The sequence below is a fragment of the Flavobacterium sp. genome (genome assembly GCF_050696275.1).
In the GTDB taxonomy this organism is placed as follows: domain Bacteria; phylum Bacteroidota; class Bacteroidia; order Flavobacteriales; family Flavobacteriaceae; genus Flavobacterium.
Window position 1 is genome coordinate 27,496 of the sequence record NZ_JBOGUT010000005.1, and the last position, 19,278, is coordinate 46,773.

A 19,278-nucleotide genomic window follows, 5' to 3' on the forward strand; every position below is an offset into this window, starting at 1 on the left:
TTTATAATTGTATACGCCATGGAACAAACACCATTCCCAATAAAATATTGGGCGGAAGACGACAAGCCTCGTGAAAAATTAATGATAAAAGGGAAGCAGGTCTTAAGTGATGCCGAACTGCTCGCTATCCTCATCGGTTCTGGAAGCCGGAACGAAAGCGCTGTTGAGTTGTCAAAAAGAATTCTCTCCAGTGTTAATAATAACCTCAATGCTTTAGGTAAATTATCGGTCAAACAGCTAATGACTTTTAAAGGAATTGGTGAAGCCAAAGCTGTAACCATTGCGGCCGCGGCCGAGTTAGGTCTTCGCCGAAGAGCAGAAGATCGTACGGAACTCAGTAAAATCATTTCCAGTAAAGCCGTTTTCGAGATTATGCAACCCGTTATAGGCGAATTGCCGCACGAAGAATTCTGGGTGCTGTATCTTAATAATTCCAACAAAGTGATTTACAGGTCGCAAATCAGCAAGGGCGGAATCACCGGTACTTTGGTTGATGTTCGTATCGTTTTTAAAATAGCCCTTGAGCATAATGCCACATCTGTAATTTTGACGCACAATCATCCTTCCGGGAAATTGGAAGCCAGTAGTGCTGATAAACAGATTACTCAAAAACTGAAACATGCGGGTCAACAATTGGATATTCCGATTCTCGACCATGTCATTATTACGGAAAATAATTATCTGAGTTTTGCTGATGACGGAATCTTGTAAAAAATTAGGTTTTTTGAGACAATTGTCGTAATATTACTGACAAATGTCAAAGTCATGTCAAAGTTAGTTGCGAATTCAGATGTTCAAATAGATAGAGCCGTAAAGCTTTATGTTTCTAAAGTAGAAAAAGATGCCAATTATCAGCTGGTAGATAAGGATATTACATATAAAAAATTCTTATCTAACCGAATGCTGATTGTTCATTCCATAAGAAGAGGATTACCTTATGAATTGTATGATCTGATTAAGAAAAGAACACCTTTCAAAGAAGACGAATGGGCTAATTTCTTAGGAGTTTCCACAAGAACGCTGCATAGGAATAAATCCAGAAAAGACTTTTATTTTGATCCGATTCCTTCAGAGAAAATATTGGAACTTGCTGAGGTCACCGCCTTGGGAATTGATGTTTTCGATTCGGAGGAACAGTTTTATAATTGGTTAAACATGCCTTCATTCGCTTTAGGAAGCCTGAAACCTATCGAATTACTCAGAGATTCCTATGGAAAGGAAATGGTTTTGAATGAATTGTATAAAATCGATCAGGGGATTTTTATTTAATGAATGCTTTCAGATTAGCGCGTAAAAAATATGCGATAGAATTATCGGGTAAAGGGGCTTCAATTGCTGGTGCCCGCTGGAACTCCAAAGGAACAGAAATTGTCTATTGTGCGGAAAGCAGGGCTTTGGCTATGGCGGAAGTGGTTGTTCATGTTTCATTAGCAACATTGCCGTCGGATTTTGTCATGCTTAAAATCGATATTCCCGATACAGTTTCAATGGAAATGGTCGATATGGAAAACCTCGAAATTAACTGGAATGTTTTTCCATTTACCTTCTCCACCCAATTAATAGGTGATGATTTTGTGAGAAGAAATGAAGCCTGTGTGTTAAAAGTGCCTTCAGCAGTGGTTAAAGGAGATTTTAACTACCTGATAAATCAATACCATGCTGATTTTAAAATGATTAAAATTGTCGAACAGATTGATTTTCCGTTTGACAAGAGAATATTTAAATAAATAAGAATTGAAATTTAACAACATAAAACATATTTTTTTCGATCTGGATCACACGCTATGGGATTTTGACCGGAATTCAGAATTGGCATTTGACCGTATTTTGAGTGCCTATTTTCCGCAGATTAATATTCGGGAATTTATAAAAGTGTACGTGCCAATCAATCAGGCTTGTTGGAAATTGTACCAAAAGGATCGCATCACACATCAGGAATTGAGATATAAAAGACTCAAAGACACCTTCGACATATTGAATGAAGAAATTTCAGATGAATTAATTGATAAAATTTCAGATGAATACATAGCCTATTTGCCGGATTTTAATCATTTGTTTGATGATGCAATAGTTGTTTTGGATTATTTAAGTCAAAATTACGATCTGCATATCATTACTAACGGATTTGCAGAAGTTCAGTACAAAAAACTGAATAACTCCAATATTAGTCATTTTTTTAAAACTATTACCAATTCGGAAATGGCAGGTGCTAAAAAGCCTAATCACGGGATTTTCAACCATGCTCTAAAAGAAGCTAAAGCACATAAAAACGAAAGCATCATGATTGGTGATTGTCTCGATGCCGATGTAAATGGTGCTTTGGATTTTGGTATTGAAGCTATTTTTTTTAATTCAGAACAAATCGAAGTAGCCGAAAACATTAACCAAATAACTACATTAGCAGAATTAAAAAATATCTTTTAAAATGAAAAAAACAGCAGTTTTACTATTTCTACTTGTTTCAGGTTTTGTGTTGGCTCAAACGCCAATCAACGAATATAAATACATTCAATTACCTGTAAAATTTGATTTTCTTAAAGAGAAAAATCAGTACGGATTGAATACCATTACAAAAGTATATTTTGAACAGAAAGGCTTTGGAGTTGTTTATAATAACGAAATTATCAATGACCCGTTTTTGTTAGACAACTGCAATAAATTATATGCAGATGTCCTGGAAGATAAAACCTTTTTTGCCACCAAACTTACTGTGATACTCAAGGACTGTACAAATAGGGTAGTGTATACCTCTGAAGAAGGAGTCAGTAGAAAAAAAGAGCTTGCTTTGGCTTATAATGAAGCGATTAGAATTGCATTGAAGTCTTTTGATAAACAAAATTATACCTATACAGGAAAATCAAAATTCGTTGAAAAAGCACCCGTGACAAACATTCAGCCAACCAAAACGGATACTCCTGAAAACAAACCGGACGGCAATACTAATGTCGTGGCGGAAAAAATAGTTGCTATTCCAATGTCACTTCATAAAACATCCAACCCAGACGTATTCATTGCCACTTCAGGAAATAAAAGCGGTGTTGTGCTTAAAAAAGGGGAGGAATGGTTTTTTGAATATTATGAAAAGGACACACTGGTTTCCGAAAAAGTTAATCTGAAATTTTAATCATTCTCTTTCAAGGGCTAAACTAATAACCGTATTTGTCTTCCCAGCGGTTCTTTAAAAACTGACGCAGTTCTTTTTCTCTGGCATTGTTTCCCGGATCGTAAAAAACGGTGTTGGAAATAGCGTCAGGAAGAAATTCCTGTGCAGCAAAATTATTCGCAAAATCATGTGAATATTTGTACTCATCGCCATAACCCAACTCTTTCATAAGTTTCGTTGGAGCATTTCGCAAATGTATCGGAACCGGTAAGTCGCCGGTTTGCTTTACCATTTGTTGCGCATTGTTTATCGCCATATAACTAGCATTGCTTTTAGCCGATGTGGCCAAATAAACCGCGCACTGGCTCAAAATAATGCGGCTTTCAGGATAACCTATCGTAGTAACAGCCTGAAAGGTATTGTTTGCCATAATTAAGGCTGTCGGATTAGCATTGCCAATATCTTCCGAAGCAAGTATCAGCATTCTTCGGGCAATAAATTTCACATCTTCTCCGCCTTCAATCATTCTGGCAAGCCAATATACCGCACCATTCGGATCACTGCCACGAATCGATTTGATAAATGCAGAAACAATATCATAATGCTGTTCTCCGGTTTTATCATATAATACAGTGTTTTTCTGAACCAGCTGCATCACTTTTTCATTTGTAATCTCAATTGAATTACTATCTGAAGCATTAACTACCAGTTCAAAAATGTTTAGCAATTTCCTGCCATCACCACCCGAAAGGCGAAGCAATGCTTCAGTTTCCTTAAGTACTATGGTTTTGGTTTTCAGTTCTTCGTCGGTTGCAATGGCGCGATGCAATAAAGCTTCCAGATCTTCTTTGGTAAACGGATTCAAAATATACACCTGACATCTTGACAACAAAGCGGGAATTACTTCAAAACTTGGATTTTCGGTGGTAGCGCCAATCAAGGTTACCCAGCCTTTTTCTACGGCAGCTAACAAAGAGTCCTGTTGTGATTTGCTGAAACGATGAATCTCATCAATAAATAAAATGGGGTTTTTAGCGGTAAAAAGGCCACCGCTTTGCTTCGCTTTATCAATTACATCCCGAATGTCCTTAACGCCTGAATTAATAGCACTAAGCACATAAAACGGCCGCTTGCTTTCCTGTGCCATAATTTGCGCTAAAGTCGTTTTTCCGGTACCTGGCGGACCCCATAAAATCAACGACGGAATGATACCACGCGCTATCTGATGGGTCAACGAGCCTTGTTCTCCAACCAAATGCGACTGACTGATGTATTCCTGTAAATTCTGCGGGCGTATGCGTTCAGCTAAAGGTGCTTCCATGCTGTAAAAATAATATTTTTTATTTGAAGCTTTTCCAGCACTGCACTATATCTTTTTATTTTTAAAGAAAAAATAAAAAGGATGCCGTTTCGTTCTGGGCTAGGGAATTTTGTTTTTTACGACAAAGTATGACAAAAGTTCATTAAATTTAATTTGGTTAGGTTTTTGACAATTTTTCCATATGAGAGATACAGATTTCAAGTTTTCACCTTCAGTTCTTGCATGGCCGTTGTATTTCGTCCTGTCTTTGTGGATTGTATTTTGGTTTGAAGCACAGTTTAAAATCAGTCTGACGGAGTTCGGAATCTACCCACGGACTTTTTCCGGATTGCGAGGTGTAATTTTCAGTCCATTTTTGCATGGTGATATTTCGCACTTGTACAACAATTCTATTCCGCTTTTTATGCTGGTCGCAGCACTCAGGTATTTTTATCGCGAACAGTCTCTCGAAGTGCTTATTTACGGTGTCTTGTTTTCTGGTCTGGGGACTTGGCTGATTGGGAGGGATAACTACCATATTGGCGTCAGCGGACTGATTTATGTTTTGGTTAGTTTTATTTTCTTTAAAGGTATTCAGACCAACTATTACAGATTGGTTTCACTTTCTCTGACTATAGTGGTTTTATATGGCGGTATGATTTGGTACGTTTTTCCTAGTGCTGAAACTGAAATTTCCTGGGAAGCACATTTGTCCGGGTTTATTACCGGCTTCCTGCTTTCTTTTTTTATGAAAACTTCTACATATCAAAAGCCTATAAAATACGATTGGGAGCGTCCTGATTTCGATCCTTCTCAAGACGAGTTTATGAAACATTTTGATGAAAATGGCAATTTCGCACCCAAACCAAAAGAGGTTCCCGAAGAAGTGGGTCATCACTATTTTACTTCAAATTACCCTATTTTCTATGAGTTTACACCAGCTGTAGAAGATAAGAATAGCTCGAATAAATCCCATGATTTGAATGCCGAAAAAAAGGAGTAGAGCAACCGCTTTATAGTCCTCACTGATTATTTTTAAATTTTTAATTGTTTGAAAACGATTGTATTTCTGTTGTAGAAACTTTCTTTTCAGTTTTTGAGCCTATATTTCCTGTTTTAAAACATTCGTTACCGGTTTTCGAATACTATTTTATAGTTTTTGAGAAATTTTTCGCTTTTTATGAATAAGGATTTCAAAGGAGGCAGGATAGGAATAAAAAAAAGAAAGCCCAAAACGAAAGTTTTGAGCCTTTGACTTTATTATAGTAATGCCTGACTAACTTCTTTGTCTTACTGTTTCATATAAGAAAGCTCCGCAAGCAACGGAAACATTCAATGATTCAATAGTGCCAAACATTGGAAGTTTTGCTTTTTCATCTACAATTTTTAGAACTGAAGGATTCACACCACGGTCTTCGCTTCCCATAATAATGGCAATCGGTTCGTTTAGCGAAATATCATAAATATTATTTTCTGTTTTTTCAGTAGCGGCTACGGTTTTGATACCGGAACCCTGCAAATAAAAAATAGCATCTTTAATATGGTCTACTTTGCAAATAGGAACATTAAAGACTGCTCCGGCAGAAGTTTTTACCGTATCTCCATTCACTGGTGCAGAACCTTGCTTCTGGATAATGATACCATCTACACCTGTGCATTCAGCAGTACGGATTATAGCTCCGAAATTTCGTGCATCAGACAACTGGTCCAAAATCAGAAATAGTGGTTTTTTACCACTTTCAACAATACTGTCAACAAGTGTTTCAAGTTTATGAAACGTAATAGGAGCAATGGTGGCTACTGCTCCCTGATGATTGTTCGGAGTTAAACGGTTTAGCTTTTCTACTGGAACGTAGGAGAAATTGATGCTGTTTTTTTTCATCGCTTTCATCAACTCCTGCATCAAGTCACCTTGAGCATCACTCTGAATAAATACTTTATCGATTTCTTTTTTTGCATTAATAGCCTCGATAATAGCTCTTATTCCAAATATTTGGTTTTCTTTTTCCATGCGGCAAAGATATAAAAAAAAACCACCGAACAATGTTCGATGGTTTTTTGATATTTGATCAAATATATTGATTAATATTCATCTTCTAAGAAACCAGTTCTTTTGTGTCCATCAAAATGGATGATGTTACCTGGATCATAGCTGAATTCTGCATCAAAAGTAATTTTGTCAACTGTATGACCTCCTTTTGAAACTGCTCCTCCTGAAATGATTTTCCCATTAGTAACATTTACTGTTCCTGAATCACCAATGTTATCAGAGTTAGTAACAGAGAATGTACCATCCTGGTTCATGTTGATTTTGCATTTAATTGCCCAACCATTTCCATGGTCATCAATCCACATCGTGTTATCATTAGCTGAAGTGTTGTAAGTAGAATGCAATGCATGCTCTACTTGGTCAACTCCACCTTCACTAACTGTGATAAACCAATCTCCTGCAAATTGTCCAGTGTTTGTTTTTCCTGGGTCTGGATCTCCACCCTCATCGCATGATGAAAAACTTGTGATTAGAATTAATCCAAAAACAATTTTTAGAAAGTTATTTTTTAATATATTCATTTTTGTTTTAATTAAAGTGGTACTTGAGTTAATGTAGCAACGAAAGTGTAAGCCGTAGGAGCTAACCATGAAGTAGTCATAACTACTTTCTTAGTTGCTGGAGTAACAGTTAATCCTGTTATATTAGCTGTACCTCCAAATCCAGTGTTTGTTAATGGATTTCCTGGGAATGTAAATGTATTAGCAGGAATATTAACAGCATTGATAGTTCCGCCAGGTGTAATATAGCCTAATCCAAGTGCTCTTCCGTATTGGTACCATCCGCCGAATGCATCAGAAATTTCATAAGTTCCGTTAGCGTTTTTCCAGATATAAAGGTATTTGATGTTCATGTAAGCAGCACTTGGAGTAGCTCCGTTCCTGCTAATTGTACAAGTATAAACACCTTCAATGCTGTTTATTAAATCGCCTGTTTTGTAAACAATTACTTTACGTGAAGCACTAGCTTTAAAGCCATCTTTGTTTGTAGCTGTATAAGTGATAGTGTATTCATCAGTAACACTTGTATCAAGAGTTGATCCATGTCTGAAATTACCTGTAATTGTTGTTACTGTTGGGATAACTACAGTACCTTCTTTTGCAATAACTCCAGGATCAGTAAATGTACCACCTTGAGGAACAAAAATTGGATCAGCACCAAGAACTTCAATGATAGGGTAATTAGTTACAGTTGATACGTTATCTGTTTCTGTATCACAAGAGGTTAAGAATAAACCACTTGCAATGACTAATGTTAAAAATATTTTTTTCATAATGTTCAAGTTTAATCCCACCAAACTGGTGAAGTGATAGGTTGTAAAGTCGGTGCATTTGGATTTGCGTTTCTTTCAGAAAGCGGGTATACAATTCTTCTTGGGAATTGGCCAGCTGTTGTTCCGTTTACAGCATATGTGAAAGATGTTGGATAACCCGTTCTGTTATGCTCAAAGAACCCTTCAAAACCATTACCAGGGAAACTTGCAATCCATTTTTGAGTGATAATTGCCTCTAATTTTTGATCAAAAGTTCCTGCTGCAGGATAGGCGTAAGCGCCAGCTAATAATGTAGCAGCACTTAATGAATATCTTGCAAAGTTTGCAGTAACAGCAGCGTTATATGCTGCTTGAGCTCCAACACCTGCGTTGTATCTTTCCATAGCTTCAGCTTGTAAGAACAAACTTTCTTCTTTGCTCATGAAAAGTACTGGAGTTGTAGCGTGTAAATCAACAACTGCAATTGTTCCAGCTCCTACTGGATTTGCATAATCACCTTGAGCAAGTGCATTTCCAGCTAAATAATATTTACTTCTTCTTGCATCAGCATTGTCATCTAATTGAGTGAACATAGTTCTACTCATTCTTAGGTTAGTAGCCACATTTAATCTTCTGTTGTTGTACTCGAAAAGAGGGTTACTTTGGTTGATTGCATCTGCAAATTGAGTCATAGCTGCATCAACATCCAGGAATTGAACACCATCAGCTAGCATTTGAGTAATGCCAGCGTTAGCTATAGCAGCTCTTGAACTGTTAGTTTGTCTCATGTAGATTTTCAACTTCATGGTATTTGCAAATTTTGTCCAATTTGTCATATTACCACCAAAAATGAAATCATCAGCACCAGGAATTTCTCCAACAGATTGAGAAAGGTCTTTAGATAAAGCATCGTTCAAATCTTCAATCATGTAAGTGTAAACTTCCTCGCCAGTGTTGAATGCAGGAGCTAAAATTTCTTTATTATTAGCTTCTTTATAAGGGATACTGCCATAGTAATCTGTCAAAATTTGAGAAGCCTGAGCCTCCATAGTTGTAGCGATTAAGTAATATTTCCAGTTTCCTTCGTTAGCAGCTCTTCTTCTTACATTTCGGATGTCTCCTAATGCATCATACATTGCATCCCAAGCGAAATTATAATCTGAAGTACCAATGCTGTAGTTGTCAATATCTTTATATTGATTGGCAGCATTACTTTGTGTCCAATACTGAGACCACATACCCCCGATAATTGCTAGAGAAGCACCTTCACCACCGGCTAAACCAGATATACCTGCAGGTAATTGAGCAGAAAGTGGCGCTTTATTTGGATCTAATAAATCCGGGTCTCTATTGATGTCTAAATCAGTACAAGCTGTAAATGTAGCTGAAATAGTCAATAAACTTATTATTAATTTTTTCATATTTAATCTATTTAAAATGTTAATTTGATGCTAGCGCCATAAGATCTTTGTGAAGGATTCGCGCCAAATTCTCCTTGCTCACTTGCTAAATCATCTCCAAATGTTGACAATTCAGGATCGATGTAAGGATTTTCATCAGGTGTCCATAGTGCTAAGTTTTTTCCATAAACACTAAAAGAAATATTAGACATACCCATTTTTTCAACTAATTTAGATGGGAAGTTGTATGTTAATGAAGCATCTCTTAATCTAACAAAAGTTTTGTCAATAACATGACCTTGCTCAATTCCAGGGTTGTTACTTGGATTCCAGTAATCAACAACTTTATCAAGAGTTATTGCAGTAGTGTTTTCATCATAACCGATAACGTTACCACTACCATCTAATACTTCTACAACAGAGTTAGGAATGATGAAAGTATTTCTGTCATTGTATGTAGTTTCAATACCATTTCCTGTAAAGTGAGATAAACGTTTAGTATAAGAATACATTTCGCCACCTTGTTTCCAGTCAATTCCGAAAGAAAGAACTAAATTTTTATATGTTAATTTGTTTTTGAAACCCATTACGAAGTCTCTTTGTGCATTACCCACATTTTGCTCGTCATCAGTAACTTTGTAGTAACCTGTTGCAGCATCAACAATGTATTGTCCTTGATCATTAGTTTTAGGTACGAAAGTGCTAAATACACCAAGTGGCTGGTCAACAATTGCATTAAAACTTACTCCATAGTTTGAAGCTAATTGAATTTTGTTAACTCCTCCGATGATATGATCTACGTTTGATTCATTTTTAGTAAATGAAGTTGTAAAATCCCATTGGAAATTTGTAGTTTTTACTGGGATAACGTTTAATACTAACTCAACTCCTTGGTTGCTTACATCAAGAATATTTGCCGTTTGAGATAAAAATCCTGTTGATGTTGGTAAAGGTCTTTGGAACAATAAATCTTTAGTTTTTTTATTGTAAAAAGAAGCATCAAGGTTAACTCTTTTTGAGAATAAATTAGATTCGAAACCGAATTCAACCTCAGTTGTTCTTTCAGGTTTTAAATTTAAATTACCTAAATTTCCAGCAAACTCATAACCATTAACACCTCCAACAGGTAAGATTATGTTACCAAATCCAAGACCAGCATTACCTTGAACAAGTCCTGATTCTGTACGGTAAGCTTGTGTGTCATTACCAATTTGAGCGAAAGCACCTCTTATTTTTAAGAAGTAAGAATTATTATCAATTACAATACCACTCACACTCGCTGAAGGATAGAAGTAAGAATTTGCTCCTTCAGGTAAAGTTGATGTCCAGTCATTTCTTCCAGTAAGTGTTAAGAAAAGTCTGTTTTTGTAAGAAGTTTCAAGTGAAGAATACACTGCATATGACTTTCTGATTCTGTTATCTTGAGCAACTACAGGTTTAATTGACGAGTTAGAAAGCTCATAAAAATTAGGAATATCTAAATTCGTAATAGAAGCAAATAAAGTAGAGTTTAACCTTTGGTTATTATTGAAACCTACTAAAGCGTTAAATGTGATGTTTTCATTAAACGTAGTGTTGTAATTGAAATTTAAATTTGTATCAAATTCAATGTTTTCAATTGTTTGCTCAGTAACACCTCCAACTACTGCGTTTGCACCAGCTAGGTCCTGTATTGATCCTGCGTCAAATTTAATAACAGCACCATATGATTTAACTTTTTCAACACGGTAGTCACCACCAGTTTGTAAGTTTGCTGAGAATTTTTTATTGAAATTGTAACCTAGGTTAATGTTACCAAATAAACGGTTTCCTTCAATGTTTGTTTTGTTCTCTTTTACAGACCAGTATGGATTACTTGTATAAGGAGAGAAATAGTTGCTATTTGTGTTGAAAGGATTGTTCATATCCTCTAAATCAACTACGCTAATATCTCTAGGGATTTGAAGTAATTCCTGAGTTGCAGTATTACCTTCTCCCGCATCAGCTCCTTGACCTGTGTTTACAGCGTATTGGTCTTTTTTAACATAATTTGCATTAGCTCTGAAGCTTAATTTTTCTCCAGTCACACCTCCATTAATACTTACAGTTCTTCTTTTGTATGAATCTGCATCAGTTGGAATAATACCATCTGAATTTACGTCAGTAAAGCTTAAAGAGAAATTAGAATTTTCTCCACCACCACTTAATCTTACAGAGTTTGTGTAAGTGTGTCCAAGTTCAAAGAAATCTTTAACATTGTCTTTAAGAGCAACATAAGGTTTGATTTGTTGTGCATTGTTTACGATAGTACCCCATGGACGAATTTCGCCATTGAATGCAGGTCCCCAAGAACCATTTTCGTTACTTGCCGTATTTCCATTGTTACCACCAGCCCAGCTTGACCATGATAAACCTGACCATCCTTGACCAAATTGGTTTTGTAAATGTGGCACTCTAGCAACTTGAGAAAAGTCAGTTGAGTGCGTTAATTCTACAGCAACCTTAGATTTGTTTTTTCCTGATTTTGTAGTGATGATAATTACACCCGCTCCAGCTCTGGAACCATATAATGCAGACGCAGCAGCACCTTTCAAAATAGTCATGCTTTCAATATTGTTCGGGTCAATATCTCCGATACCATTACCTGCATCATAACTTCTTGTGTTTCCAACACCACTTGAACTTGCATTCGTAATTGGTGTACCGTCAACAACATATAAAGGGCTGCTTCCTGATAAAGAGTTGAATCCACGGATGATTACTTTTGATGAAGCACCCGGTTGTCCTGGAGCAGTGATATCAACCCCTGCAACTTTACCTGATAAAGATTCGAAAATGTTTGTGTTTGCTACTTCTGTAAGGTCTTTGCCGCTTACATTTGAAGTTGCATAACCTAATGATTTTTTCTGTTTTTTGATACCTAAAGCAGTTGTAACTACAACCTCGCCTAAAGCAACAGCGTCATCAGACAATTTTACATTCATGTTTGTAGCAGCTGCCATTTCTCTGGTTTTCATTCCCATAAAGCTGAATACAAGAGTTTCGCCTTGAGTAGCTTGGATTTTAAATTTACCATCAAAGTCAGTTTGAGTGCCTTTAGCGGTTCCTTTAACTAAAATGTTAACACCAGGTAAGGGTAAACCGCTTACATCTGTAACTACACCAGACGCATATTTCTCTTGCGCCAATGCCAATTGTGATATTAATGCAAATAATAGCACTAAAAATCGATTAAACTTTAATTTCATAGAATTTATTTTAATTTAGTTATGGCAAATATGAGAGTTATTTGTGTTTTTTCCTAATTAAATATTAAAAAAATGTTCAATTTTAGTTAAATTTTGCTCTAAAGCTGATGTGTAAAATCGAATTTGAGAGTTTTATGGGTTGGTTTTTTGTGCTTCCATTTGCGTAAACTAAATTTAAAAGGCCATTTTTGGTTACTATTCCGAATCCGAACCCAAGTCCAATCAGGCTATTGGTGACTTTAGAAGTTCTGTCCTGATAGTAGCCGTAGTCGATGATGGAGTGTAAATACATGTTTTGTGCTGCGGCATATCTGTACTCAGTTAATAGTGATGTAAACACATTGCCTTGCAGGCTGTTTTCGCTAAAGCCTCTTATGGAGTTGATTCCGCCAAAGCGATATAATTCGTTTATGATGTAGGAGTCGCTTTTAAGATAATAATTCTTACTTGTTAAGTTGATGCTGTTTTTTTTATTCAGATAAAAGTTGTGACTTAGGTTTAAAGCTGTGAAAAATTGATTGTTGCTGTTTAATTTGGATTTTCGATTTCCAACTCCAATCTTGAAATAAATTAGGGTTTTGTCAGGAAATAAAAAATCATCCGGATTGAAAACCGAAAAGTCTAAATGTGTGGTGATGAATGAATTTTCAAAATCACTTATGCTGGTGTTGTTGGTGTTTTGAATGTCACTGGATTCGGTACTTTGGTATCCCAAATAAACTTTTGTGTTGTAGTTGAAATAATAACCCAAATCTATTCCTGTTAGTGTGTTTTGAAAGATGCTGTCTTGTTTGAAAATATTCAGTTGGGCTTTTAGTCCGAGTGGGCTTTTGAATAAATAAGGAATTTCTATTGCGCCATTAAATGTTTTTTGGTTTTTTCCGTCGCTTTTCCAAAATAAATTGAATTTCTCTCCTCCGTTCAAAATGTTTTGGAGTTGTAAGTCAAGGTAGCCGCTCACAATAATTTTTTTCTCATCATCATTTGTAAATCCAATAAACCCATCAAAAGAGTTGGGTTTTGCTTTTTCAAGATAAACATACACTTTGGTGGAATCTTTGCTGAATAAAATTTCGGGATATTTTGGCTGGCTTACAAATCTGAATTTTTCAAAATCAGCATGGAGCTTTTTTAAGTTTTCCTGATTGAATATTCTTTTTCGGTATAGTCGCTGGATGTTTTTGATGTGGCTTTTTGGAAATTTCTGATATCCATTTACAATAATGCCATCAAGTGTTCTGATTTTTTCAACTTGTAAATTTAAATCTGCAAAAAGATTCCCGTTTGTATTTTTGAAATTGATTAATTGCAATTTGGCTAATGAATAACCTTTTTTTTCCAATTGCATTAAAGTAGAATTCATGAAGTTTTCTGTCTTTGAAATAGGTAATTTGAGGGTGTCTTTTTTTAAGTTCAGCAATTCGGAATTTGTACCTATATATATAGTGATGAACTTGTTTCTTGCTCCAAGATGGTATTTAAATAAAAAAGTTGAATCATTTATTTTTTCTGCTTTTTCGTGTTTTGATTCCAAAAATCCGTTTGTCAGTAACTTTTGTGAAAAAAGATCAATTTCATCGAGAAGTGATTTGGCGGTGGTGTGTTTTTTAGAATAGTTTAAAGAATCTATGATTTTGTTTTCCGTTTCGTTATTTGATTTTATTTGCAAATACGAATTTTGTGCCAAAATATTTTGACAAACAATGGAAATGAAGATTAAATAAAGAAATTTCAACTTGATTTTTTTAAATATTGAAAACGAAAAAAAGGTTTGTTTCTTGTGAAAAATCAAATGTATAATAATATCCTTGAAAATTAATGAATTAAGGTTTGTTTCGTTAAAAATATTTCATACATTTGCAACCCCGTAAAAAGCGGGAATTTTATAAACAAGTAATTTTTAGTATTTAATTATGCCAACAATTCAACAATTAGTAAGAACAGGAAGAACCCAAATGACTAAGAAGTCTAAATCGGTTGCTCTGGATTCTTGTCCTCAAAGAAGAGGGGTTTGTACGCGTGTTTATACAACGACGCCAAAAAAACCAAACTCTGCAATGCGTAAAGTTGCGCGTGTACGTTTGACAAATGGTAACGAAGTAAATGCCTACATCCCTGGAGAAGGGCACAATCTACAAGAGCACTCGATAGTATTAGTTAGAGGTGGAAGGGTAAAAGATTTGCCAGGAGTAAGATACCACATTGTGCGTGGTGCGCTTGATACATCAGGTGTAGCAGGAAGAACACAAAGAAGATCTAAGTACGGAGCAAAACGCCCTAAAGAGGCTAAAAAGTAATTTTTAAAAACTTTTAAGAAAAAGACATGAGAAAAAGAGCGGCAAAGAAAAGACCACTTTTACCGGATCCAAGGTTTAACGATCAATTGGTAACGCGTTTTGTAAACAACTTAATGTGGGATGGTAAAAAATCAACAGCGTTCAAAGTATTTTATGATGCTATTGACATCGTAGAGTCTAAGAAACAAGATGCAGAAAAATCATCATTAGAAATTTGGAAAGATGCTTTAACAAACGTTATGCCTCACGTAGAAGTGCGTAGTCGTAGAGTTGGTGGAGCTACATTTCAGATTCCAATGCAAATTCGTCCAGACAGAAAAATTTCTATGGCGATGAAATGGATGATTCTTTATGCAAGAAGAAGAAATGAAAAATCAATGGCAGCTAAGTTGGCTTCTGAAATTTTAGCAGCAGCTAAAGAAGAAGGTGCAGCAGTTAAGAAAAGAATGGATACTCACAAAATGGCAGAAGCTAATAAAGCTTTCTCTCACTTTAGATTTTAATTCATAAGAAATGGCTAGAGATTTAAAATACACAAGAAATATAGGTATTGCTGCGCACATTGATGCTGGTAAAACAACAACAACTGAGCGTATCTTATTTTATACTGGAAAATCACATAAAATTGGTGAAGTGCATGATGGTGCTGCAACAATGGACTGGATGGCGCAAGAGCAAGAAAGAGGGATTACAATTACTTCTGCTGCTACAACTTGTGAGTGGAATTTTCCAACTGAACAAGGTAAACTTTTACCTGAATCATTACCTTACCACTTTAATATTATTGATACTCCTGGACACGTTGACTTTACCGTAGAGGTAAACCGTTCGTTACGTGTACTTGATGGTTTGGTTTTCTTATTTAGTGCTGTTGATGGTGTTGAGCCTCAGTCAGAAACTAACTGGAGATTAGCTGATCAATATAGAGTTCCTCGTATGGGATTCGTAAACAAAATGGATAGACAAGGATCGAACTTTTTGGCAGTTTGTCAGCAAGTAAGAGATATGTTGAAATCTAATGCGGTAGCAATCACTTTGCCAATTGGTGAAGAGAATGATTTTAAAGGAGTTGTGGATTTAGTAAAAAACCAAGCAATCGTTTGGCATGATGCTACACAAGGAGCTACTTTTGATATCGTGCCTATCCCTGCGGATATGATTGCTGAAGTGAAAGAGTACAGAGATATTCTTATTGAGGCAGTTGCTGATTACGATGAAAACTTGCTTGATAAGTATATGGAAAATCCAGATTCTATCACTGAAGAAGAAATCAACAACGCGCTTAGAGCTGCTACTATGGATATGGCAATTATTCCAATGATTGCTGGTTCGTCTTTCAAAAACAAAGGAGTTCAATTTATGTTAGATGCTGTTTGTAAGTATTTACCATCTCCAATGGATAAAGAAGGTATCGAAGGAATTCATCCTGATGATGCTGAATTATTAGAAGAAGATCAGACTAAAATTTTACGTAAGCCAGATGTAAAAGAGCCGTTCGCTGCTCTTGCATTTAAGATTGCTACTGACCCATTCGTAGGTCGTTTGGCTTTCTTCCGTGCTTATTCAGGTCGTTTGGACGCAGGTTCTTACGTTTTGAATACACGTTCTGGAAACAAAGAAAGAATTTCTCGTATCTATCAAATGCACGCAAACAAACAAAATCCAATCGAGTATATCGAAGCTGGAGATATTGGAGCGGCAGTTGGATTTAAAGATATCAAAACTGGAGATACATTGTGTGATGAAAAACACCCAATTATTCTTGAGTCAATGAAATTCCCGGCACCGGTAATTGGTATTGCTATTGAGCCTAAAACTAAGGCTGACGTAGATAAAATGGGTATGGCTTTGGCTAAGTTAGCGGAAGAAGATCCAACGTTTACAGTTAGAACAGATGAGGCTTCAGGTCAAACTATTATCTCAGGTATGGGTGAGCTTCACTTGGATATCTTGGTAGATAGAATGAAGCGTGAATTCAAAGTTGAAGTGAACCAAGGTGAGCCTCAAGTTGAGTACAAAGAAGCATTTACAAAATCTGCTACACATAGAGAAACTTATAAAAAACAATCTGGAGGTCGTGGTAAATTCGGTGATATCGTATTTACATTAGAGCCTGCAGATGAAGTTGACGGAAAAGTTCCAAAAGGATTGCAATTCATTAACGCTGTAAAAGGTGGAAACGTTCCTAAAGAATATATTCCTTCAGTAGAAAAAGGTTTCAGAGAAGCTATGAAAACTGGTCCATTAGCTGGATATCAAGTGGATAGTTTGAAAGTAACTTTAACAGATGGATCTTTCCACCCTGTGGATTCTGATGCTCTTTCTTTTGAATTAGCAGCTAGAATGGGTTACAAAGAAGTAGCAAAAGCTGCTGGAGCTATTGTTCTTGAGCCAATCATGAAAATGGAGGTTATTACGCCGGAAGAAAACATGGGAGATATCGTTGGTGATATCAACCGTCGTAGAGGTCAGGTAAATGACATGGGTGATAGAAATGGAGCTAAAACGATCAAGGCAGATGTGCCTTTATCTGAAATGTTCGGTTATGTAACTACATTAAGAACATTGTCATCAGGTAGAGCAACTTCTACAATGGAGTTTTCTCACTATGCAGAAACGCCTGCAAATATTTCAGAAGCAGTTATCAAAAAAGCAAAAGGAAACGCTTAATTCTTAAGAAAATGAGTCAAAAAATCAGAATAAAATTGAAATCTTACGATCACATGTTGGTAGACAAGTCTGCTGAAAAGATTGTAAAAACTGTAAAAAGTACAGGTGCTGTTGTAACTGGTCCAATTCCGTTGCCAACGCATAAAAAACTTTTCACTGTATTACGTTCTCCACACGTTAACAAAAAAGCGAGAGAGCAGTTTGAGGTAATGTCATACAAAAGATTGTTAGATATTTATAGTTCATCTTCAAAAACAATTGATGCTTTAATGAAGCTGGAATTGCCAAGTGGAGTTGAAGTAGAAATCAAAGTCTAATTAATTAGATAAAAAGTATTTAGGGATTAAGTTTTGATATTCAAAACTTAATCCCTACTTTTGCACACTCAAAAAATAAAAGTTTTAGTAAATAATTAATAATTAGTAATATGTCTGGGTTAATCGGAAGAAAAATTGGCATGACTAGCATCTTTGACGAGAACGGGAAAAATATTCCTTGTACTGTTATTGAGGCAGGTCCATGCGTAGTTACCCAAGTCAGAACCATTGGTGTTGACGGGTATGAAGCCTTGCAACTTGGTTTCGATGACAAAAACGAGAAACATTCCACAAAAGCTGACTTAGGTCACTTTAAAAAAGCGGGAACTGTAGCTAAGAAAAAAGTCGTTGAATTTCAAGATTTTGTAAGCGAGCACAAATTAGGTGATGTAATCACTGTTGATGTATTCTCTGAAGGAGAATTTGTAGATGTACAAGGTGTGTCTAAAGGTAAAGGTTTTCAAGGGGTTGTGAAACGTCACGGTTTTGGTGGTGTTGGACAAGCAACTCACGGTCAACATAACCGTTTAAGAGCGCCAGGTTCTGTAGGAGCTTCATCTTATCCATCTAGAGTGTTCAAAGGAATGCGTATGGCTGGAAGAATGGGTGGAGATAATGTAAAAGTACAAAATCTAAGAGTTTTAAAAGTAGTGGCTGAAAAGAACCTGCTTGTTATCAAAGGGTGTATTCCTGGATGTAAAGACTCTTACGTAATCATTCAGAAGTAATGGAAGTAAAAGTTTTAAATATCAACGGAAAAGAAACGGGTAGAAAAGTTCAACTTTCTGACTCAGTTTTCGCAATCGAGCCTAATAAGCATGCGGTATATCTTGATGTTAAGCAATACTTAGCAAATCAAAGACAGGGAACTCACAAAGCTAAAGAAAGAGCTGAAGTTGCTGGAAGTACTCGTAAGATTAAAAAGCAAAAAGGTACTGGTACAGCTCGTGCTGGTAGTGCAAAAAATCCTTTATTCAAAGGTGGAGGTACAGTTTTTGGGCCAAGACCAAGAAGTTATTCATTCAAATTGAATAAAACGGTTAAGCGTTTAGCTAGAAAATCAGCTTTCTCTATCAAAGCACAAGAATCAAATATTATAGTAGTAGAAGATTTCACTTTTGAAGCTCCAAATACTAAAAATTTCATTAATGTTTTGAAAGCGTTAGGGTTAGAAAACAAAAAATCTTTATTCGTGTTGGGCGATACAAATAAAAATGTATATTTGTCATCACGAAATTTAAAGGCATCTAATGTGCTAACTAGCTCTGAATTAAGTACTTACGCGATATTAAACGCTAATAATTTAGTTCTTTTAGAAGGATCTTTAGAAGGAATTGAAGAAAATTTAAGCAAATAATAGGCCATGAGTATCATAATTAAACCTATCGTAACAGAAAAAATAACCAAAGACGGTGAAGTATTCAATCGTTTTGGTTTCGTTGTAGACAAAAAAGCAAACAAAGTACAAATTAAGAAAGCTATCGAGGCTGCTTATGCTGTTAAAGTTGTTAATGTAAATACAATGAATGTACGTCCAGACAGATCTACGAAATACACTAAAAGTGGATTGATCACTGGAAAATCAAATGCTTATAAAAAAGCAATTGTTCAAGTACAAGAGGGAGAAACAATAGATTTTTACAACAATATCTAATAAAATAA

General features: G+C 35.8%; 20 protein-coding genes. 13 read left to right on the top strand and 7 right to left on the bottom strand.

Features of this window, described 5'->3' with window-relative positions:
* Positions 1-18 precede the first annotated feature (18 nt).
* Genes radC through ACRDEC_RS04215 form a run of 5 tightly spaced genes read left to right on the top strand, consistent with a single transcriptional unit; the run spans position 19 to position 3,124 of the window.
* Entirely contained in the window at positions 19-711 is a 693-nt protein-coding gene (gene radC, locus ACRDEC_RS04195; RefSeq protein WP_431497086.1) for a RadC family protein, read from the top strand.
* Between the two features lie 54 nt (positions 712-765).
* Positions 766-1,269, top strand: coding sequence for a type II RES/Xre toxin-antitoxin system antitoxin (gene parS / locus ACRDEC_RS04200; RefSeq protein WP_431497087.1), 504 nt, complete (start codon positions 766-768; stop codon positions 1,267-1,269).
* Entirely contained in the window at positions 1,269-1,727 is a 459-nt protein-coding gene (locus tag ACRDEC_RS04205; RefSeq protein WP_431497088.1) for an RES family NAD+ phosphorylase, read from the top strand. Before parS ends, ACRDEC_RS04205 begins: the two co-directional genes overlap by 1 nt.
* A 7-nt stretch (positions 1,728-1,734) precedes the next feature.
* On the top strand, positions 1,735-2,424 hold the full coding sequence (locus tag ACRDEC_RS04210) for a YjjG family noncanonical pyrimidine nucleotidase (RefSeq protein WP_431497089.1): 690 nt from the start codon (positions 1,735-1,737) through the stop codon (positions 2,422-2,424).
* Position 2,425: 1 nt separating this feature from the next.
* Entirely contained in the window at positions 2,426-3,124 is a 699-nt protein-coding gene (locus tag ACRDEC_RS04215) for a hypothetical protein (protein ID WP_431497090.1), read from the top strand.
* Between the two features lie 22 nt (positions 3,125-3,146).
* Here ACRDEC_RS04215 and ACRDEC_RS04220 read toward each other — a convergent pair whose 3' ends face one another.
* Positions 3,147-4,424, bottom strand: coding sequence for a replication-associated recombination protein A (locus ACRDEC_RS04220; RefSeq protein WP_431497091.1), 1,278 nt, complete (start codon positions 4,422-4,424; stop codon positions 3,147-3,149).
* A gap of 181 nt (positions 4,425-4,605) precedes the next feature.
* Here ACRDEC_RS04220 and ACRDEC_RS04225 point away from each other — a divergent pair, with 181 nt between their 5' ends.
* A complete protein-coding gene (locus tag ACRDEC_RS04225; RefSeq protein ID WP_431497092.1) occupies positions 4,606-5,406 on the top strand; it encodes a rhomboid family intramembrane serine protease in 801 nt (266 codons plus the stop codon).
* Between the two features lie 273 nt (positions 5,407-5,679).
* On the opposite strand, the gene rlmB is transcribed toward ACRDEC_RS04225, so the two are convergent.
* From rlmB to ACRDEC_RS04255, 6 genes are all read right to left on the bottom strand, one after another.
* Positions 5,680-6,414 carry a 23S rRNA (guanosine(2251)-2'-O)-methyltransferase RlmB gene (gene rlmB, locus ACRDEC_RS04230; protein WP_431497093.1) on the bottom strand — a complete coding sequence of 245 codons (735 nt, stop codon included), beginning with the start codon at positions 6,412-6,414 and terminating at the stop codon, positions 5,680-5,682.
* A 71-nt stretch (positions 6,415-6,485) separates the two neighbouring features.
* Positions 6,486-6,974, bottom strand: a complete 489-nt coding sequence (locus ACRDEC_RS04235) for a lipid-binding protein (RefSeq protein ID WP_431497094.1) — start codon at positions 6,972-6,974, stop codon at positions 6,486-6,488.
* Between the two features lie 11 nt (positions 6,975-6,985).
* Complete coding sequence (locus ACRDEC_RS04240; RefSeq protein ID WP_431497095.1) at positions 6,986-7,726, bottom strand: immunoglobulin-like domain-containing protein; 741 nt, start codon at positions 7,724-7,726, stop codon at positions 6,986-6,988.
* 11 nt (positions 7,727-7,737) lie between these two features.
* Positions 7,738-9,126 carry a SusD/RagB family nutrient-binding outer membrane lipoprotein gene (locus ACRDEC_RS04245; RefSeq protein ID WP_431497096.1) on the bottom strand — a complete coding sequence of 463 codons (1,389 nt, stop codon included), beginning with the start codon at positions 9,124-9,126 and terminating at the stop codon, positions 7,738-7,740.
* Positions 9,127-9,137: 11 nt separating this feature from the next.
* Positions 9,138-12,332: a SusC/RagA family TonB-linked outer membrane protein gene (locus ACRDEC_RS04250; protein ID WP_431497097.1), complete on the bottom strand. Its 3,195-nt coding sequence runs from the start codon at positions 12,330-12,332 to the stop codon at positions 9,138-9,140.
* An 82-nt stretch (positions 12,333-12,414) separates the two neighbouring features.
* Positions 12,415-14,001, bottom strand: coding sequence for a hypothetical protein (locus ACRDEC_RS04255; protein WP_431497098.1), 1,587 nt, complete (start codon positions 13,999-14,001; stop codon positions 12,415-12,417).
* A 244-nt stretch (positions 14,002-14,245) separates the two neighbouring features.
* Between ACRDEC_RS04255 and rpsL the strand changes: the two genes are divergently transcribed.
* The 7 genes from rpsL to rplW all read left to right on the top strand — a co-directional run bounded on the left by rpsL (position 14,246) and on the right by rplW (position 19,270).
* Positions 14,246-14,629 (top strand): 30S ribosomal protein S12, encoded by a 384-nt coding sequence (gene rpsL, locus ACRDEC_RS04260; RefSeq protein ID WP_022828353.1) that lies wholly within the window; start codon positions 14,246-14,248, stop codon positions 14,627-14,629.
* Positions 14,630-14,655: 26 nt separating this feature from the next.
* The gene (gene rpsG / locus ACRDEC_RS04265) at positions 14,656-15,132 is read left to right on the top strand and encodes a 30S ribosomal protein S7 (protein ID WP_431497099.1); all 477 of its coding nucleotides are present in this window, start codon (positions 14,656-14,658) and stop codon (positions 15,130-15,132) included.
* A 10-nt stretch (positions 15,133-15,142) separates the two neighbouring features.
* Positions 15,143-17,299, top strand: a complete 2,157-nt coding sequence (gene fusA / locus ACRDEC_RS04270) for an elongation factor G (protein WP_431497100.1) — start codon at positions 15,143-15,145, stop codon at positions 17,297-17,299.
* Positions 17,300-17,310: 11 nt separating this feature from the next.
* Entirely contained in the window at positions 17,311-17,616 is a 306-nt protein-coding gene (gene rpsJ, locus ACRDEC_RS04275; protein WP_135527138.1) for a 30S ribosomal protein S10, read from the top strand.
* A gap of 110 nt (positions 17,617-17,726) precedes the next feature.
* Positions 17,727-18,344, top strand: a complete 618-nt coding sequence (rplC, locus tag ACRDEC_RS04280; RefSeq protein WP_431497101.1) for a 50S ribosomal protein L3 — start codon at positions 17,727-17,729, stop codon at positions 18,342-18,344.
* On the top strand, positions 18,344-18,973 hold the full coding sequence (gene rplD / locus ACRDEC_RS04285; protein WP_431497102.1) for a 50S ribosomal protein L4: 630 nt from the start codon (positions 18,344-18,346) through the stop codon (positions 18,971-18,973). The genes rplC and rplD overlap by 1 nt, the downstream gene beginning before the upstream one ends.
* A 6-nt stretch (positions 18,974-18,979) precedes the next feature.
* The gene (gene rplW, locus ACRDEC_RS04290) at positions 18,980-19,270 is read left to right on the top strand and encodes a 50S ribosomal protein L23 (protein WP_135527141.1); all 291 of its coding nucleotides are present in this window, start codon (positions 18,980-18,982) and stop codon (positions 19,268-19,270) included.
* Positions 19,271-19,278: the final 8 nt, after the last annotated feature.

Coding starts and splice junctions, on each gene's coding strand:
- ACRDEC_RS04240 (WP_431497095.1), bottom strand. CDS start 7,726: ATGAAAAAAATATTTTTAACATTAGTCATTGCAAGTGGTTTATTCTTA.
- ACRDEC_RS04205 (WP_431497088.1), top strand. CDS start 1,269: ATGAATGCTTTCAGATTAGCGCGTAAAAAATATGCGATAGAATTATCG.
- ACRDEC_RS04250 (WP_431497097.1), bottom strand. CDS start 12,332: ATGAAATTAAAGTTTAATCGATTTTTAGTGCTATTATTTGCATTAATA.
- ACRDEC_RS04245 (WP_431497096.1), bottom strand. CDS start 9,126: ATGAAAAAATTAATAATAAGTTTATTGACTATTTCAGCTACATTTACA.
- radC (WP_431497086.1), top strand. CDS start 19: ATGGAACAAACACCATTCCCAATAAAATATTGGGCGGAAGACGACAAG.
- parS (WP_431497087.1), top strand. CDS start 766: ATGTCAAAGTTAGTTGCGAATTCAGATGTTCAAATAGATAGAGCCGTA.
- rplC (WP_431497101.1), top strand. CDS start 17,727: ATGTCTGGGTTAATCGGAAGAAAAATTGGCATGACTAGCATCTTTGAC.
- ACRDEC_RS04235 (WP_431497094.1), bottom strand. CDS start 6,974: ATGAATATATTAAAAAATAACTTTCTAAAAATTGTTTTTGGATTAATT.
- rlmB (WP_431497093.1), bottom strand. CDS start 6,414: ATGGAAAAAGAAAACCAAATATTTGGAATAAGAGCTATTATCGAGGCT.
- rpsG (WP_431497099.1), top strand. CDS start 14,656: ATGAGAAAAAGAGCGGCAAAGAAAAGACCACTTTTACCGGATCCAAGG.
- ACRDEC_RS04215 (WP_431497090.1), top strand. CDS start 2,426: ATGAAAAAAACAGCAGTTTTACTATTTCTACTTGTTTCAGGTTTTGTG.
- fusA (WP_431497100.1), top strand. CDS start 15,143: ATGGCTAGAGATTTAAAATACACAAGAAATATAGGTATTGCTGCGCAC.
- rplW (WP_135527141.1), top strand. CDS start 18,980: ATGAGTATCATAATTAAACCTATCGTAACAGAAAAAATAACCAAAGAC.
- rpsJ (WP_135527138.1), top strand. CDS start 17,311: ATGAGTCAAAAAATCAGAATAAAATTGAAATCTTACGATCACATGTTG.
- rplD (WP_431497102.1), top strand. CDS start 18,344: ATGGAAGTAAAAGTTTTAAATATCAACGGAAAAGAAACGGGTAGAAAA.
- rpsL (WP_022828353.1), top strand. CDS start 14,246: ATGCCAACAATTCAACAATTAGTAAGAACAGGAAGAACCCAAATGACT.
- ACRDEC_RS04220 (WP_431497091.1), bottom strand. CDS start 4,424: ATGGAAGCACCTTTAGCTGAACGCATACGCCCGCAGAATTTACAGGAA.
- ACRDEC_RS04225 (WP_431497092.1), top strand. CDS start 4,606: ATGAGAGATACAGATTTCAAGTTTTCACCTTCAGTTCTTGCATGGCCG.